The following is a 16,507-nucleotide window of genomic DNA, read 5'->3' on the forward strand; positions in this document are numbered from 1 at the left end:
CCCCCGGCGCGTGCCGCGCCTCCCCCGGGATATTTCTGCCAAGAGGAAGATGCGTTTCGGCTTGGTTGAAATATCCCGGGGGGAGGGCGAAAGCCCGAGGGGGCAGAGCCCCCTCGCCCTTAAGTCTTGTCGCCCTACGGCGACGGGGGGGCAGAGCCCCCTCTTGCTTTGGTTTTACCGCGCTTAGCGCGAGCGGATCATCCCCATGATCTCGAGCGTCTTGCCCAGGATCGGCTGCGCGATCTCGTCGGCCCGGTTCGCGCCGTCGCCCAAGATATTGTCGATCTCGGAGGGATCGTTCATCAGCCGGGTCATCTCGTCCGAGATCGGAGCAAGCTTCGCGACCGCCAGTTCCGCCAGCGCCGGTTTGAACTTGCCGAAGCCTTCGCCGCCATATTCGCCCAGCACCTGCGTCGGCGTCATGTCGGCCAGCGCGGCGTAGATGTTCACAAGGTTGCGCGCCTCGGCCCGGTCCTTGAGTCCGTCGAGGTCCGAGGGCAGTGGCTCGGGGTCGGTCACGGCCTTGCGGATCTTCTTGGCGATCGTGTCGGCATCATCGGTCAGGTTGATGCGGCTCGCATCCGACGGGTCGGATTTCGACATCTTCTTGGTGCCGTCGCGCAGGGACATAACGCGGGTGGCGGCGCCTTCGATCAGAGGCTCGGGGGCGGGGAAGAAATCGGTCTCGTAGTCGTGGTTGAACTTGGCCGCGATGTCGCGGGTCAGCTCCACATGCTGCTTTTGATCCTCGCCCACCGGGACCATCGTCGCATGATAGAGAAGGATATCGGCGGCCATCAGCGCGGGGTAGGCGTAGAGGCCGAGGCTGGCCTTCTCGGCGTTCTTGCCCGCCTTGTCCTTGAACTGGGTCATCCGGTTCATCCAGCCCAGACGCGCGACGCAATTGAACGCCCAGGCCAGTTCGGCATGTGCCGAGACCTGGCTCTGGTTGAACAGGATCGAGCGTTTCGGATCGACGCCCGAGGCGATGAAGGCGGCAGCCGCCTCGCGGGTGTTGCGGCGCAGCGCGTCGGGCTCCTGCCAGACCGTGATCGCGTGCAGGTCGACGAGGCAGTAGATCGTCTCGATCCCTTCGTCCTGCTTCTGGGCAAAGCGCTTGAGCGCGCCCAGATAGTTGCCCAGCGTCAGCCCGCCAGAAGGCTGGATGCCGGAGAAGATCCGCGGTTTGAAATTGGCGTTGAGGGGTTGCGCTTGCTCGCTCATCTGATGCTCCTGATCTGCGGGGGGTGGAAGCCCGCCATTGAGGATCTCCCGGGGTGGAAATCCGCTCTCCGCTCGCTTATCGCTAAAGCGCAAAGGGCGCAACTGAGCCCGCGAGCAGGAGAGCGATATGCGCGACGGCTATGACGAACACCCGATGAACCCGCTGCCGCCAGTGGTCTGGCTTCTGGCGCTGCCGATCATCGCGACGGAGCTGTTCTTCGCGATGGGTCAGTCGGGGCTGATCGGTGGGGCGCAGGCGGCGGGCTGGCGGCTCGACGCGCTGCAGAAATTCGCTTTCTCGCCGCAGGTGATGCGCGCAATGTTCGAAACCGGTCAATATCCGCCGGAGCAGATGATGCGGATTTTGACCTATCCTTTCGTGAACGCCTCGGTGACGCAGGCGATCTTCGTGCTCGTGTTCCTCCTAGCGCTGGGCAAGATGGTGGGGGAGATCTTCTCAGGCCTCGCCGTGGCGATCGTGTTCTTCGGCGCGACGATCCTTGGCGCGCTGGTCTATGCGGCGCTGCCGTTTACGCAGATCGGGCTCTATGGCGGCTATCCGGGCGATTACGGGCTGATCGGGGCCTTCACGTGGATCTTGTGGACGCGGCTGGGGCAGGAGAATGCGAACCAGCTGCGGGCGTTCTCGCTGATCGGGGCGCTGATGGGCATCCAGCTGATCTTTGCTATGATCTTCGGCGCGCGGCCCGACTGGATCGCGGATATCGTGGGCTTTGTTGCGGGCTTCGTGCTGAGCTTCTTCGTGGCGCCCGGCGGGATGCAACGGACCTTGCAGCGGCTGCGGCGGCGGTGAAGGCTTAGGGGCGCGCCCTCCCGTGGGGAGGGTCGGGCGCGGCCCGGGGCTGGTCGCCCCGTGCCAAAGTAGCCCCTCACGCCCCGCCCGGACCGCGGCGCATCGCACCTTTCAGATCGGCCATATGCATCGCACCGATGGCGATAGCCGTGCCGAAATAGACGAGCATCCCGAACAGCACGAGCCCCAGCAGCGCCAGCGCGCGCAGGCCCGGCACGGCGAACACGCCCGGCACCGCCCAGGTCACCGCCCAGATCGCAGCCCCCATCACCAGCGCCGCGATCACGATGCGGGGCAGGCGGCGGTAGAAGCGGTGATCGAAGCTCGCGGCCTCGCCCATCGGTCGCGCGCCGAGCCAGAGCTGGCCGACCATCGCCCAGGCCGCGAGCGTCGTGCCCACCGCGGCGGCCAGATAGCCGATCACGAAAGACAGCCCGATCGCCAGCACCGCGTTCACCACCATCGCGACCAGCGCGTAGTTGAACGGCGTGCGCGTGTTCTCGCGGGCGAAATACAGGGGCTGCAGGACTTTCTGCAGCACGAAGGCGGGCAGGCCGAGCCCGTAGATCGCGGTGGCCCAGGCTGTGGCGATCGTGTCTTCATGGGTGAACTGGCCGCGCTCGAACAGGACCGAGACGATGGGTTGAGCCGCCACCAGAAGTGCTACGGCGGGGCCGACGGTGAAGAGGAGCGCAAATTCGCCTGCGCGCGAGAAGGAATAGCGGCTGCCAGCCGTATCGCCGCCGCGCAAGCGGCGAGACAGGTCGGGCAGCAGCACTACGCCGATCGCGATCCCAACCACGCCCAGCGGAAGCTGATAGAGACGGTCGGCATAGTTCAGCCACGCGATCGCGCCGTCGAAATGCGAGGCGACCTGACGGCCCACCAGAAGGTTGATCTGGACGACGCCGCCCGCCAGCATCGCCGGGATCGCGATCCGTATCAGGCGCTTCATATCCGGCGAGAGGCGCGGGCGCTTCGGCACGATCTTGAAACCCGCGCGCCATGCGGCGACCCAGACGAGCGCAAGCTGCGCCACGCCCGCGACCGGCACAGCCCAGGCCAGCGCATCGCCCACCGGCCAGCCTGCCTGATCGGCCATGAGCATCGCGATCACGAAGGTGATGTTCAGCAGCACTGGCGCGGCGGCTGCGGCGGCGAAGTGACCGGCTGCGTTCAGCACCCCCGACAGAAGCGCGCTGAGCGAGATGAAGAGGATGTAGGGAAAGGCGATCCGGCCATAACTCGTGGCGATCGTGAATCGCTCATCGCCCGCGAAACCCGAGGCCATCGCCAGCACCAGCCACGGCATCGCCGCCGAGGCCACCAGCGTCAGCAAGATCAGCACCGAAGCCAATCCCCCCATCGCCTCGCGTGCGAAGCCCTGCGCGTTCTCTCCGCCCTCCAGCTTCTTCGAGAAGATCGGGATGAAGGCGGTGTTGAACGCGCCCTCCGCGAAGAAGCGCCGGAACAGGTTGGGCAGCGAGAAGGCCACGAGGAAGGCCTCGGCCACCGGACCCGCACCCAGGTAGGCCGCGATCATCATGTCGCGCGCAAACCCGAGGATGCGGCTCGCCATGGTCCAGCCGCCCACCGTGAGGAAGCCGCGCACCAGCCGGATTGGTTTCATATTAGTTGCCCGCCCGTTTCGCGCCCGACGCGATGGCGTCCATCAGCTTCTTCTCGAGCGCCTCTTGGCGGGGTTTGGAATGCAGTTTCAGGCCGAACATGTCTTTCACATAGAAGCTGTCCACGACCTGCGCGCCATAGGTGGCGATCACCGCCGAGGAGATCGAAATATTGTTCGACGCCAGCGCCCGGGTCAGGTCGTAGAGAAGGCCGGGCCGGTCGCGGGTATCGACTTCGATGATCGTGTAGATATCCGATCCTTCGTTGTCGATGGTGATATGGGTCGGGAACTTGAACTCGCGCTCACGCTTCTTGAGCTTGTCGCGATCCTTGAGCGCCTCGCGGGCGACGACCTCGCCTTTCAGCGTCTTCTCGATCATGCCGCGCAGACGGGTCAGTTTCGACGCCTCGTAGGGGTGGCCTTCGGCATCCTGCACCCAGAAGACGGCGGTCGCGTAGCCGTCCTTCGAGGTATAGGTGCGCGCGTCGACCACATTCGCGCCGACCAGTGCGAGCGCGCCGGAGAGCCGCGAGAAGATACCGGGGTGATCGGCCAGCGCGAAGCTCACGCGGGTCGCGTCGTGATCGTCGTCGGGATGCAGGTCGATACGGATCTCGTCATCGCCCAGATCGCGCAGCAACCGCGCGAAGATCTCGTGATTGACCGTGGCGAGCGCCTGCCAATAGGGCGCGTAATGGCGGGCGAGCTCGGCGCGAATCTGTGCCTTGTCCCAGTTGTCATCCGCCTCCAGAACTTCGCGCAACGCGCGTTTGGCTTCGTCGGTGCGCTGTTCGCGATTGACCGCTTCCAGCCCGTGCTCCAGCGCCATCGCGGTCTCGGAATGCAGCTTGCGCAGCAGGGTGGCTTTCCAGTTGTTCCAGACATTCGGGCCGACGCCGCGAATGTCGCAGACCGTCAGCACGGTCAGCAGGTCGAGCCGCTTGCGCGACTTCACGCGCTTGGCGAAATCGCGGATCGTGCGCGGGTCCGACAGGTCGCGTTTCTGCGCCACGTCCGACATCAGCAGGTGGTGGCGCACCAGCCATTCGACGGTCTCGGAATCCTCCTGGTTCAGCCCCAGCCGCGGCGCGACCTTGCGGGCGATCTTCGCACCGAGGATCGAGTGATCCTCGGGTCGTCCCTTGCCGATGTCATGCACCAGCAGCGCGACATAGAGGACCTTGCGATTGATGCCTTCTTCGAGGATGTGCGACGAGAGCGGGAGATCCTCGACCAGTTCGCCGCGCTCGATCTGCGCCAGCGTCGAGACGACCTGAATCGTGTGCTCGTCCACCGTGTAGCTGTGATACATGTTGAACTGCATCATCGCGACGATCGGCTCGAATTCCGGGATGAAGGCGGCCAGCACGCCCAGCTCGTTCATCCGCCGCAGCGCGCGTTCCGGGTTGCCGTGCTTGAGCAACAGGTCGAGGAAGATGCGCTGCGCCTCGCGGTTGTTGCGCACCTTGTCGTCGATCAGGTCGAGATTGGCCGAGACGAGCCGCATCGCGTCGGGGTGGATCAGCATCCCCGAGCGCAGCCCTTCCTCGAACAGCCGCAGCAGGTTCACCGGATCGGAGAGGAACGCCTTCTCGTCGGCGACATTTATGCGCCCGTTCTCTTCGCAATAGGGGGCTTTCAGTTTGCGCCGCCTGCGGAAAATCCGCTGCAGCATCGGCGCGCTTTTCACGTGCTGCGCTTCGAGTTTCGTCAGGAAGATGCGGGTCACGTCGCCCACGGCGGTCGCGTGGCGGAAGTAATCCTGCATGAAGACCTCGACCGCGCGGCGGCCCGCCAGATCGCGATAGCCCATGCGCTCGGCCACTTCGACCTGCATGTCGAAGGTCAGCTGATCCGAAGCCCGGCCCGAGATCAGATGCAGGTGGCAGCGCACCGCCCAGAGGTAGTTCTCGGCCTCGTGGAAGGTCTCGTATTCCTCGGGGGAGAAGGCGCCGATCTTCATCAATTCGCGGGCGCGGCCCACGTGATGGATATATTTGCCGATCCAGTAGAGGGTCTGCAGGTCGCGCAAGCCCCCCTTGCCCTCTTTCACATTGGGTTCGAGCACGTAGCGCTGCCCGCCCTGACGGCGGTGGCGTTGCGAGCGTTCCTCCAGCTTGGCCTCGATGAACTCGGCCTCGCTGCCCTCGAAGAGATCGTGACGAAGGCGAAGCGACAGCGCCTCGGCCAGCTTCTCGTCGCCGCCCACGCAGCGATGCTCGAGAAGGGCAGTGCGGATCGTGATGTCTTCGCGCCCGAGCCGGATGCAGTCGTCGAGCGTACGGGACGAGTGACCCACCTTCAGCTTAAGATCCCAAAGCATGTAGAGCATCGACTCGATGACGCTCTCGGCCCAGGGGGTGACCTTGTAGGGGGTGAGAAACAGCAGATCGACATCGGAATGCGGTGCCATCTCGGCCCGGCCATAGCCGCCCACGGCGAGCACCGCGAAACGCTCCGCCTCGGTCCGGATGCCGCTGGGGTGCAGGCGCTCCGTCGCGATGCGCAGCACCGAGCGGACGATGCCGTCGGTCATCTGGGCATAGGCTTCGACCGTGTCGCGCGCAGCGCGCGGATGGGTTTCGAAATCGGCCTCGATCGCGGCGGCGGCGGCGCGGCGTTCCTCGGAGAGGAAGGTCACCGTCGCGGCCCGGATGTCCTTCGGGTCGCGCATGTCAGAGGTCGCTGCGTCGAGCGCCTCGAACAAACGCTGTTGATTTAGAAGGAGGGGCGCCCCGGTCGATGCCGGGGCGGGGTCTGTCATGCTGGTCACTGCGCAGTCTTGTCCCTTGACGGGCCCTTTCGTTTGAAGGCGGTCCGGGTCAGAACCCGAACCCGCCGAAGTTGCGCGGCGCCGGGTCTATCACGACCGCCTGGCCGTTGCGGACCTGCGCCACGGCGAGCGCCCGTTCGTTGGTGCCGTCGGGCAGGAAGCGGAAGACGCCGTTGACGCCCACGAAGCCCGAACGCTGGGTCAGGCCCTGCTTGGTCAGCGCGCTCGGATTGCCGGACTTCACCAGCGCGCCGATGGCCGCGATCCCGTCATAGGCGAGGCCTGCGATCGGGTGGGGTGCTTGGCCGTAAGCGGCGCTGTAGCGCGAGACGAACTGCTGTTGCAGTGCCGGATCGGGCTCGGCGAACCAGCCGCCCTGGGTGCCCGGCAGCGACAGCGTCGCCGGCGGAATGTCCCAGCGGGTCAGGCCGATATATTGCGTCATCTGCGGGGTCACGCCCTGCTCGCCCATCAGCTGTGTGAGCAGAGGGAGCGCGCCTGCTGTATCGGCCGTCAGGAACAGCGCATCGACGTCACCGGACTTCACGCGGCTTGCGATCTGCGGCGTCGCGTCGACCACGCCCTGCTGCGAGAACGGGTAGGAGGCCACGCCTGCGAGCGAAGCGCCCGAGCGTGCGACCGCGGTCTGGATCGCCTGTGCGCCGATCTCGCCCGCCGTGGTCTGCTCATGCACGACCATGATCCGCTTCTTGCCCTGACGTGTCGCGAAGCTCACGAGGCGGTTGGCGGTGTTCTGGAAGGTCGGGCCGAGCACGAAGACGTTGCCGCCCGCGACGTTGGTGTTGTTCGAAAACGCAAGCACGTTGATGTTGCGCGAGGCGACCGCAAGACCTGCGGCATTCGCCGATTGCGCATAGACCGGGCCGACGATGATCTTGGCGCCCTCGTCGGCGGCCTTGGTGGCCATCGCGGCCGCTTGCTGCGGATTGCCGGCGGTGTTGTAGACCTGCAGGTCGATCCGTGCGCCTTGCAGATCCTGAATCGCGAGATTTGCCGCATTCTGCAGCGCCCGCGCGAGCGTCTCGTCGCCAGCGTTGCCGGACCCGGCCGGAACCAGAAGCGCGACCTTGACCGGTGCGCTGGTGTCGATCTTCTGACCGGAATTGCCCATCGGCCCCGGCTGACAGGCCGCAAGCCAGACCAATGCGAGGAGGGCTGCGATTCGCGCGGCGAGGGCGCGGGGGTTACGAATGAGATTAAACATGATACGTCCTTTTGGGCGTTGGCGTCCGGTCCGGGCACTGAAGCAACGCCTGCGAACCGCGAGGAAATGACGCGGTCGAGACTACGCACAAGCAGGCGTGAAGTAAACGTTCCACACAAGTGATGAGGCGGGCGATGGGCGAGGGTGTTGTATCTGATGCAAACGCGGAAAATAAGGGAACCAGGAGTGTTCCGGCGCCGTTAAGCCCGGGGCTTCATTTCATTGCCACACCCATCGGAGCCGCCCGCGACATCACCTTGCGCGCCCTCGACATGCTGCGCGCAGCCGACGTTCTGGCGGCCGAGGATACGCGCAGCCTGCGGCACCTGATGGAGATTCACGGCGTGCCGTTGAACGGGCGTCAGGTGCTCGCCTATCACGACCATAACGGCGCCGCGATGCGCCCGAAAATCCTCGCAGCCCTGGAGGCGGGGAAATCGGTGGTCTACGCCTCCGAGGCAGGCACGCCGCTGGTCGCTGATCCGGGCTATCAGCTTGGCCGCGCGGTAATCGAGGCCGGGCTGCCGCTCTATAGCGCACCGGGCCCCTCGGCGGTGCTGACGGCGCTGACCCTGTCGGGCCTGCCAACGGATCGCTTCCTCTTCGCGGGGTTTGCCCCGAACAGCAAAGGCGCGCGGCGCAACTGGCTCGCGGAGTTCAAGGAAATTCCGGCGACGCTGGTTTTCTATGAAAGCCCCAAACGCATTAGGGAAATGTTAGCTGACGCGGCCCATAGTCTGGGAAAAGAGAGACAAGCGGCGCTGTGCCGGGAGTTGACGAAACGCTTCGAAGAGGTCCGCCGGGGCACGCTGGAAGAGCTTGCGGAAAGCGTGGCTGAGTCGCCGGTCAAGGGCGAAATCGTCGTCGTGGTCGACAGGCCGCATGCAGTCGAAATCGACGACGCCCAACTGGAAGAGCGCCTCGAAGCGGCATTGGCGCGCGAGTCGCTTCGCGACGCGGTCGACGCCGTCGCAGGGGCGACCGGGTTGCCGCGGCGCAAGGTATATCAGGCCGCTCTGGCCATGGAGAAAAAGAGATGAGTGGATCGCTGTCATATCATTCCGGTCTCGCCGCCGAAGAGCAAGTGATGCTGCATTACGAACGGGCAGGGCGCGCGGTCTCGGAACATCGCTGGCGGGGCAAGTATGGCGGCGAGATCGATCTGATCGCGCGCGATGGCGATACCCTGATCTTCGTCGAGGTGAAGAAATCGCGCAGCCATGCCCGCGCCGCGGAACGCCTCTCGCAGCGCCAGATGCGCCGTATATGCATTTCGGTCGAAGAATATCTGATGCGACATCCCGCTCCGGCAAACTGCAATCGCAAGGTCCGGTTCGATCTCGCCCTGGTCAATGAGGTCGGGGAGATCAAGGTGCTGGAGAACGCCTATTTCGGAATGTGACCGGCCCGTGGGTTGAGGTTGCATCCGGACGCGCCACATTGCATCAAGATTGCAGTCTAATGAGGGGGCGCGGATGGGATTGAAAGTTGCGATCCAGATGGATCCGATCGAAGCGGTCAATATCGAGGCTGACAGCACGTTTCGGATCGCCGAAGAGGCGCAGGCGCGTGGGCACGAGCTATTCTACTACACGCCGGATCGCCTGATCTACCGCGAGGGGCACGTCTATGCACGTGGCTGGCCTCTGGTGGTGCGGCGTGAGAAGGGCAACCACTTCACGCTGGGCGAAGAGACCGAGATCGATCTGGGCGACTGGGATGTGGTTTGGCTGCGGCAGGACCCGCCCTTCGATATGGGCTATATCACGACGACCCATCTGCTGGAGCGGATCCATCCCGAGACGCTGGTCGTCAACGATCCGTTCTGGGTCCGGAACTCGCCCGAGAAGCTTCTCGTTCTGGATTTCCCTGACCTGACGCCGCCGACCTTGATCGCGCGCGATTTGGAGGCCATTCGGGCCTTCAAGGCGGAGCACGGCGATATCATTCTCAAGCCGCTCTACGGCAATGGCGGGGCGGGAGTGTTCCGGCTCGATCCGAACGATCGCAACCTGTCGTCGCTGCACGAGCTGTTCATCGGCATCAACAACGAGCCTCTGATCGCGCAGAAATTCCTGCCTGCCGTTTCGAAGGGCGACAAGCGGATCATTCTCGTCGACGGCGAGCCGGTGGGCGCGATCAACCGGGTGCCGGCGGCGGGCGAGACGCGGTCGAACATGCATGTCGGCGGCCGGCCCGAGAAAGTCGAGCTGACCGCGCGTGATCGCGAAATCTGCGAGCGGATCGGCCCGTATCTGCGTGAGAAGGGTCAGATCTTCGTTGGTATCGACGTGATCGGCGACTGGCTGACCGAAATCAACGTCACCTCGCCGACGGGCATTCAGGAGCTTGAGCGGTTCGACGGCGTGAATATCACCGCCCGCATCTGGGAGGCGATCGAAGCGAAACGGAGCTGATATGTCGATCCGGCTGGTCTTTCTCAATCTTTGGCTGCGCAGCATCGCGAAACCGATGGTGCGACGGTTCCACGGGGCTGCGCAAACGCGGCGCGCGACGGAGAGATTGGCCAGCTGGGTCGTGCGCGAGCCCACCGGGCTTTGCCGTCTGCCGACCAAGCTGGCCGGGCGCAATGCGCTGTCGCTGCGCGCGGGGCGGTCCTCGGTTGGGCGCATCATTCTCTATCTTCATGGCGGCGGTTACGTCACCGGCTCCCCGTGGATGTATCGCGGTCTCGCGGGGCGTTTGGCGAAGCTGAGCGGTCTCGAGGTGGTCGTGCCGGATTATCGGCTTGCGCCCGAGGCGCCGGTCGGTGCCGCGCTCGAGGATGCGACCGCAGCTTTCGATGCGCTGGTGGAGATGGGGTACGACCCGAGCGCGATCGTTATCGCGGGCGACAGCGCGGGGGGCGGTCTGACATTGGCGCTTCTGAGCGTGCTGTGCCAGCGCGGCACGCGGCCTGCCGGGGCGATTACCTTCTGCCCGTGGACGGACCTGACCTGTTCGGGCGAGAGCCTCCGCGTCAATGCCGCGAAAGACGCGATGCTGCCTGTGGAGCGGCTTGGCGATACCTGCGAGATGGTGCTGCGCGGGCATGACGCGAGTGATCCGCGCTTTTCGCCGCTTTTCGCGGAGTTCCCCGATCCGCCTCCGGTGCTGATCCAGCATTCGATGGGGGAGATCCTGAGCGACGATGCGCTGCGCATGGCCGAGCGGCTGCGCAGCTTCGACGCGGATGTCACGGTGCAAAGCTGGCCCGACGCGCCGCATGTCTGGCAATTCTTCGACGGTCGGGTGCCCGAGGCGCGCGAGGCACTGGAGGATGCGGCGGCGGCGGCGCGCCGGATGCTCAACCTGCCACGGCGCTGAGCCGATAGCTCAACGCCTCGGCGATATGGGGCTGGCGCACGTGCTCGGCATGGTCGAGATCGGCGATGGTGCGCGCAACCCGTAGAACCCGGTGGTAACCGCGCGCCGACAGTCCGACCCGCTCGGCCATCCGGGCCAGCAGATCTCGCCCCTGCGCATCCGGCGTCGCGATGTCCTCGAGCAACTGTCCTTCGGCTTCGGCATTGACGCGGATCGCGGGGTGATCCGCGAAGCGCTGGGCCTGCCGCTCGCGCGCTTCCGCGACGCGGGCCGCGACCTCGGTGGAGCTGTCGCCGGAGGCTGGCAGGTCGAGATCGGCATAGCGCACCGGGGGCACCTCTATTCGTAGGTCGAACCGGTCCATCAGAGGCCCTGAAATCCGCCCCAGATAGTCGTCGCCGCAGCCGGGCGCGCGGGCGCAGGCGCGTTCTGCATCGCCGAGATATCCGCATTTACACGGATTCGCTGCCGCGATCAGAAGGAAGCGGCAGGGATAGCGGGTATGGGCATTGGCGCGCGAGACGACGACTTCGCCGGTCTCGATCGGCTGGCGCAGGGTTTCCAGCACGGCGCGGGGAAATTCGGGGAACTCGTCCATGAACAGCACGCCGTTATGGGCAAGGCTGACCTCGCCGGGGCGGGCGCCGCGCCCGCCGCCGATCATTGCCGCCATCGAGGCGGTGTGATGCGGTTCGCGAAACGGGCGCGTGCGCGAGATGCCGCCCTCGGCCAGCAGCCCCGACAGCGATTGGATCATCGAGGTTTCCAGCATCTCCTCGGGGCGCATCTCGGGCAGGATCGAGGGCAGCCGCGCGGCCAGCATGGATTTGCCCGAGCCGGGCGTGCCGATCATCATCAGGTGGTGGCGACCGGCAGCGGCGATCTCCAGCGCGCGCTTGGCCCGTTCCTGACCCTTCACATCGCGCAGGTCGCGCGGATGCGGTGCGTCCCGGACGAGACCCGGGCGGGCGGGTTCCAGCGGCAGGCGACCGCTGAGATGGTCGATCGCGGCGCCGAGCGTCTCCGGGGCTGTCACCTCGGCCGCCCCGACCCAGGCCGCTTCTGCCCCCGAGCCCTTCGGGCAGATCAGCCCCTTGTCCTGCGCGGCGGCCGCCATCGCAGCGGGCAGGGCACCCGCGACCGGCAGGAGCCGCCCGTCGAGCGACAGCTCCCCCACGGCGACGAGCGCCTCGATCCGGTCGCGCGGCACGACCCCGATCGCGCCCAGCAGCGCCAGCGCGATGGGCAGGTCGAAATGCGAGCCCTCTTTCGGCAGGTCGGCAGGCGAGAGGTTCACGGTGATCTTCTGCATCGGCAGCGCGATCCCCAGCGCGCCGAGCGCCGCGCGCACCCGTTCGCGCGCCTCGGACACGGCCTTGTCGGGCAGGCCTACGACCGCGAAGCCGGGCATGCCTTCGGAGAGCGCGCATTGCACCTCCACGAGGCGGGCCTCCACCCCCTCGAACGCGACCGTATAGCTCTGGCTGACCATCGGCTCTCCTGCGCCTCTTCGTCGAGGGGTAGCGCAGCCGTGGTTTAGGAATGGTTAACGGCTGCAAGGGCGGGAGCCGCGTCTTTTGCCCCTCGACTCGGAGACGAATGCGCCGCTCGAAACATCAGTGGAAATAGAGGGATAAAGGTGCAATTCCTGCATATCTGCACAGCCATCGCTTCAGTTTCGCGCACAAGATCAACATGTTGCGTTACAGTCGCTCAAGTGTCCGTGAGCACGCTTATGATATGCGGTGCTCAAGAAGGAGTGATGGCCTTCCCGTAGCGGCATGAATTTCTTCCATTTTTCGCTTGAAAACGTCGTCAAGTGCGCCACGCGCACAAAGTTTCAGGCAAAATTCAACATTTCCGTGAGGAACCAAAACATGTCATTCGCATTGGGTGGGCAAAGCAGCCACCCAATTCAAGGTTGCGCCGGTTTGGGCTGGACACCCCAGGGAGATTGTAAATGGCACTCGATGGTATGACCGATGAAACCCTGCCACGCCAAGCAATGCGGGCAGAGTTCCTGGATGCAGAAACCGAAGCGGAACTGGCGCGAGCGTGGCGCGACAATCGGGACGAACAGGCGTTGCACCGGCTTGTGACGGCCTATATGCGCCTCGCGATCTCGATGGCTTCGAAGTTCCGCCGCTACGGCGCGCCCATGAACGATCTGATCCAGGAAGCTTCACTTGGTCTGATGAAAGCCGCTGACAAGTTCGACCCGGAACGCGGCGTGCGGTTCTCGACCTATGCGGTGTGGTGGATAAAAGCCTCGATCCAGGAATTCGTGATGCGCAACTGGTCGATGGTGCGCACCGGCTCGACCTCCTCGCAGAAGGCCCTGTTCTTCAACATGCGCCGCGTTCAGGCCCAGCTGACCCGCGAAGCGCAGCAAGAGGGCGAACAGCTCGATGCGATGCAGCTGCGTCAGCGCGTGGCCGAAGTGATCGGTGTGCCGCTCGCAGATGTCGAGATGATGGAAGGCCGCCTGTCCGGCTCCGACTTCTCGCTCAATGCCACGCAGTCCAGTGAAGACGAAGGCCGCGAATGGGTCGATACGCTGGAAGATGACGGCGCGAGCCCTGAGGAAACCGTGGCCGATAGCCATGACGGTCAGACGATGAAAGTCTGGCTGGGCGAGGCGATGGGCCGGTTGACCGACCGCGAAGCCTACATCGTCCGCGAGCGTCGTTTGATCGAAGATCCGCGCACTTTGGAAAGCCTCGGTGAAGAGTTGGGGCTTTCGAAAGAGCGTATTCGTCAGCTCGAAGCGCAGGCTTTCGGCAAGATGCGCAAATCGCTTGAAACCCATCAGGGCGAGGTGCAAAGCTTCTTCGTATGAAGAAGTTTCTTGCCGCGCTCTGCCTGCTGTCTCTGACAGGTCCTGCCCTTGCAGCGGAAATATCGCCCGCCCAGCTGGATACGCTGTCGGGCGATATTGTCGTTCTGGGCGAGATTCACGACAACCCGACCCATCACCTCAATCAGGCGCGTGCGATCAAGGCGCTGAAGCCCGCCGCCGTGGTGTTCGAGCAATTGACGCCCGAGCAGGCGGCGAAGATCACGCCAGCGCTCTTGAAGGATGAGGGCGCGTTGGAAAAAGCGCTGGACTGGGACAATTCGGGCTGGCCCGATTTCGCGATCTATTATCCGATTTTCGCCGCTTTGGGCGATGCGAAGGTCTATGGCGCCGCGCAGCCGCGCGAGACCGTACGCGCCGCGATGACCAAGCCGCTGCCGGAGGTTTTCGGGCCGAATGCGGCACGCTACGGGCTCGACAAAGCCTATCCGGAAGACCTGCAGGCCAAGCTGGAAGCGGAGTCGCAAGAGGATCATTGCAACGCGCTGCCGCCCGATCTGCTGCCCGGCATGGTCGCGGCGCAACGCTTCCGCGATGCGGTCTTCGCGCGGGTGGCGCTCGAGGCGCTGAAGGAGACCGGCGGGCCGGTCGCGGTCATCACCGGATCTGGCCATGCGAAGACCGACCTCGCCGTTCCCGCGCTTCTGCGCAAGGCGGACCCGCAGGCGAAGGTCGTGGCGATCGGTCAGATCGAGGCGGAGCCGGGCACCGATCCCGGCACGCAGCCCTTTGACGACTGGATCATCACGCCGCCGACCGAACGCGCCGATCCCTGCGCCGCGTTCAAGTGATCCTTGCGCCAATGCGCCCCGGCGCTTAGACCATCTGAGAGAGTTTCACGGAGAGGCAAATGCTTGCGGGCAAACGCATCCTGTTGATCATCGGCGGCGGTATCGCGGCCTTCAAGGCGCCCGAGCTGATCCGTCTGCTGCGCGGGGCAGGGGCCTCGGTGAGCCCGGTCCTGACCAAGGCCGGGGCCGAGTTCGTCACGCCGCTGACCGTCTCCTCGCTTGCGGGTGAGGCGGTTCATTCCGACCTCTTCGATCTGACGCATGAGTCCGAGATCGGTCATATTCAGCTGTCGCGCGCCGCCGATCTGGTGGTCGTCGTGGCCGCCACCGCCGATCTGATGGCGAAGATGGCGAACGGTCTGGCCAATGATCTCGCCTCGACCCTGCTGCTTGCCACCGACAAGCGCGTGCTGATCGCGCCCGCGATGAATGTGCGGATGTGGGAGCACCCCGCAACGCAGCGCAATATCACGACGCTCAAATCCGATGGCGTGATCTTTGCAGGCCCGACCGAAGGCGACATGGCCTGTGGCGAATTCGGCGAGGGCCGGATGATCGAGCCCGAGGCGATCCTCGCCGCGATCGATACCGCGCTGTCGGACGGTCCGCTGAAAGGCCGCCACATCCTCGTGACGTCGGGGCCCACCCATGAGCCGATTGACCCGGTGCGCTATATCGCGAACCGCTCGTCGGGCGCACAGGGCACGGCCCTTGCCGCGGCGCTGCGGGACCTCGGTGCGACTGTTACCTTCGTCACCGGCCCCGCGATGGTCGCGCCGCCTGCGGGCGTGCGGGTGATCAAGGTCGAGACCGCGCGCGAAATGCTGGACGCGGTGCAGACCGCGCTGCCTGCCGAAGCGGCGATTTTCGCTGCCGCCGTGGCCGATTGGCGCGTGGCGAACGCGGCCGAGCGGAAGATGAAGAAGGACGGCACCGGCGCGCCGCCCGCGCTCGAATTCGCCGAGAATCCCGACATCCTCGCCATGGTCTCGAAGATGGGCGAAGGTCGACCGGGGCTCGTGGTGGGCTTCGCGGCCGAGACCCATGACGTCGCGCGGTTTGCGGCCGATAAACGCGCCCGCAAGGGCTGCGACTGGATCGTCGCCAATGACGTGAGCCCCGCGACCGGGATCATGGGCGGGACCGAGAACGCGGTGACGATCATCGACGAGACCGGCGCGGAAAGCTGGGACCGGATGGGCAAGCAAGAGGTCGCGCGGCGGTTGGCTGCGCGCATCGCAGAAAGCTTGGGCGCGGCTGGCGCCTGAGGGACGCTCCGCGGGGGATATTTATGCCAAGCCGAAACGAAATGCGCCTCTTTCGGCTTGGTCCAAATATCCCCGCCGGAGGCATCCGCATTTGACGCCCGCGCGACATCGGGCAGGAGAGAGACACGTGAGCACACCGATCATCAAGGTTTTGCGCGAGGACTGGGCCGATCCCGAGATTGCGCTGCCGCGCTACGAGACCCATGGCGCCGCCGGGGCCGATCTGCGCGCTAATCTCGCCCCCGAGGATCGAGAAGGGGGCATAACGCTCGCCCCGATGCAGCGCGCGATCATCCCGACCGGGCTGCGCGTCGAGATCCCCGAAGGGTTCGAGATGCAGATTCGGCCGCGCTCGGGGCTGGCGCTGAAACACGGGATCAGCCTGCCCAACACGCCCGGCACGATCGACGCCGATTATCGCGGGCCGCTGGGTGTGCTGCTGATCAATCTTGGCACCGAGCCCTACCTGATCGAGCATGGTGCCCGCATCGCGCAGGCGATCGTCGCCCCGGTGGTGCAGGCGCGCTTCGAGGTCACGGACGCTCTGGGCGACACCGCACGGGGCGCAGGCGGCTTCGGCTCGACCGGCAAGGGCTGA

The 16,507-nt window shown here is 65.2% G+C and carries 14 protein-coding genes; 9 read left to right on the forward strand and 5 right to left on the reverse strand.

The genetic code is table 11. From position 1 onward, the window contains the following. Positions 1 to 183: 183 nt before the first annotated feature. Positions 184 to 1,224: a tryptophan--tRNA ligase gene (gene trpS / locus ACZ7GB_RS06820; RefSeq protein WP_472158049.1), complete on the reverse strand. Its 1,041-nt coding sequence runs from the start codon at positions 1,222 to 1,224 to the stop codon at positions 184 to 186. A 127-nt stretch (positions 1,225 to 1,351) separates the two neighbouring features. Here trpS and ACZ7GB_RS06825 point away from each other — a divergent pair, with 127 nt between their 5' ends. Beyond that, positions 1,352 to 2,038 carry a rhomboid family intramembrane serine protease gene (locus ACZ7GB_RS06825; protein WP_078520509.1) on the forward strand — a complete coding sequence of 229 codons (687 nt, stop codon included), beginning with the start codon at positions 1,352 to 1,354 and terminating at the stop codon, positions 2,036 to 2,038. Between the two features lie 76 nt (positions 2,039 to 2,114). Here the strand turns inward: ACZ7GB_RS06825 and murJ are convergent, their stop codons facing one another. From murJ to ACZ7GB_RS06840, 3 genes are read right to left on the reverse strand one after another with little or no spacing between them, the layout of a single operon-like run. Next, complete coding sequence (murJ, locus tag ACZ7GB_RS06830) at positions 2,115 to 3,668, reverse strand: murein biosynthesis integral membrane protein MurJ (RefSeq protein ID WP_472158050.1); 1,554 nt, start codon at positions 3,666 to 3,668, stop codon at positions 2,115 to 2,117. Between the two features lies 1 nt (position 3,669). Continuing rightward, entirely contained in the window at positions 3,670 to 6,432 is a 2,763-nt protein-coding gene (locus tag ACZ7GB_RS06835; protein ID WP_472158051.1) for a [protein-PII] uridylyltransferase, read from the reverse strand. A 58-nt stretch (positions 6,433 to 6,490) separates the two neighbouring features. Then, positions 6,491 to 7,666, reverse strand: a complete 1,176-nt coding sequence (locus tag ACZ7GB_RS06840) for a penicillin-binding protein activator (protein ID WP_472158052.1) — start codon at positions 7,664 to 7,666, stop codon at positions 6,491 to 6,493. 134 nt (positions 7,667 to 7,800) lie between these two features. Here ACZ7GB_RS06840 and rsmI point away from each other — a divergent pair, with 134 nt between their 5' ends. The 4 genes from rsmI to ACZ7GB_RS06860 all read left to right on the forward strand — a co-directional run bounded on the left by rsmI (position 7,801) and on the right by ACZ7GB_RS06860 (position 10,993). Next, positions 7,801 to 8,706: a 16S rRNA (cytidine(1402)-2'-O)-methyltransferase gene (gene rsmI / locus ACZ7GB_RS06845; protein ID WP_078548478.1), complete on the forward strand. Its 906-nt coding sequence runs from the start codon at positions 7,801 to 7,803 to the stop codon at positions 8,704 to 8,706. After that, a complete protein-coding gene (locus ACZ7GB_RS06850) occupies positions 8,703 to 9,068 on the forward strand; it encodes a YraN family protein (protein ID WP_274961825.1) in 366 nt (121 codons plus the stop codon). The genes rsmI and ACZ7GB_RS06850 overlap by 4 nt, the downstream gene beginning before the upstream one ends. 73 nt (positions 9,069 to 9,141) lie before the next feature. Continuing rightward, entirely contained in the window at positions 9,142 to 10,083 is a 942-nt protein-coding gene (gene gshB / locus ACZ7GB_RS06855; protein ID WP_078604727.1) for a glutathione synthase, read from the forward strand. Position 10,084: 1 nt separating this feature from the next. Next, a complete protein-coding gene (locus ACZ7GB_RS06860; RefSeq protein ID WP_472158053.1) occupies positions 10,085 to 10,993 on the forward strand; it encodes an alpha/beta hydrolase in 909 nt (302 codons plus the stop codon). On the opposite strand, the gene ACZ7GB_RS06865 is transcribed toward ACZ7GB_RS06860, so the two are convergent. Then, a complete protein-coding gene (locus ACZ7GB_RS06865) occupies positions 10,974 to 12,485 on the reverse strand; it encodes a YifB family Mg chelatase-like AAA ATPase (RefSeq protein ID WP_078600254.1) in 1,512 nt (503 codons plus the stop codon). The two genes, ACZ7GB_RS06860 and ACZ7GB_RS06865, sit on opposite strands and share 20 nt — an antisense overlap. Before the next feature lie 468 nt (positions 12,486 to 12,953). Here ACZ7GB_RS06865 and ACZ7GB_RS06870 point away from each other — a divergent pair, with 468 nt between their 5' ends. The 4 genes from ACZ7GB_RS06870 (at position 12,954) to dut (ending at position 16,507) form a co-directional block, all read left to right on the forward strand. Continuing rightward, a complete protein-coding gene (locus tag ACZ7GB_RS06870; protein ID WP_152843676.1) occupies positions 12,954 to 13,832 on the forward strand; it encodes an RNA polymerase factor sigma-32 in 879 nt (292 codons plus the stop codon). Next, positions 13,829 to 14,641, forward strand: coding sequence for a ChaN family lipoprotein (locus ACZ7GB_RS06875; protein WP_472158054.1), 813 nt, complete (start codon positions 13,829 to 13,831; stop codon positions 14,639 to 14,641). Before ACZ7GB_RS06870 ends, ACZ7GB_RS06875 begins: the two co-directional genes overlap by 4 nt. 59 nt (positions 14,642 to 14,700) lie before the next feature. After that, on the forward strand, positions 14,701 to 15,909 hold the full coding sequence (gene coaBC / locus ACZ7GB_RS06880) for a bifunctional phosphopantothenoylcysteine decarboxylase/phosphopantothenate--cysteine ligase CoaBC (RefSeq protein WP_472158055.1): 1,209 nt from the start codon (positions 14,701 to 14,703) through the stop codon (positions 15,907 to 15,909). Between the two features lie 127 nt (positions 15,910 to 16,036). Then, positions 16,037 to 16,507, forward strand: coding sequence for a dUTP diphosphatase (gene dut / locus ACZ7GB_RS06885; protein ID WP_078600248.1), 471 nt, complete (start codon positions 16,037 to 16,039; stop codon positions 16,505 to 16,507).

Source organism: Thioclava sp. PTB-PU3-1, assembly GCF_055666785.1.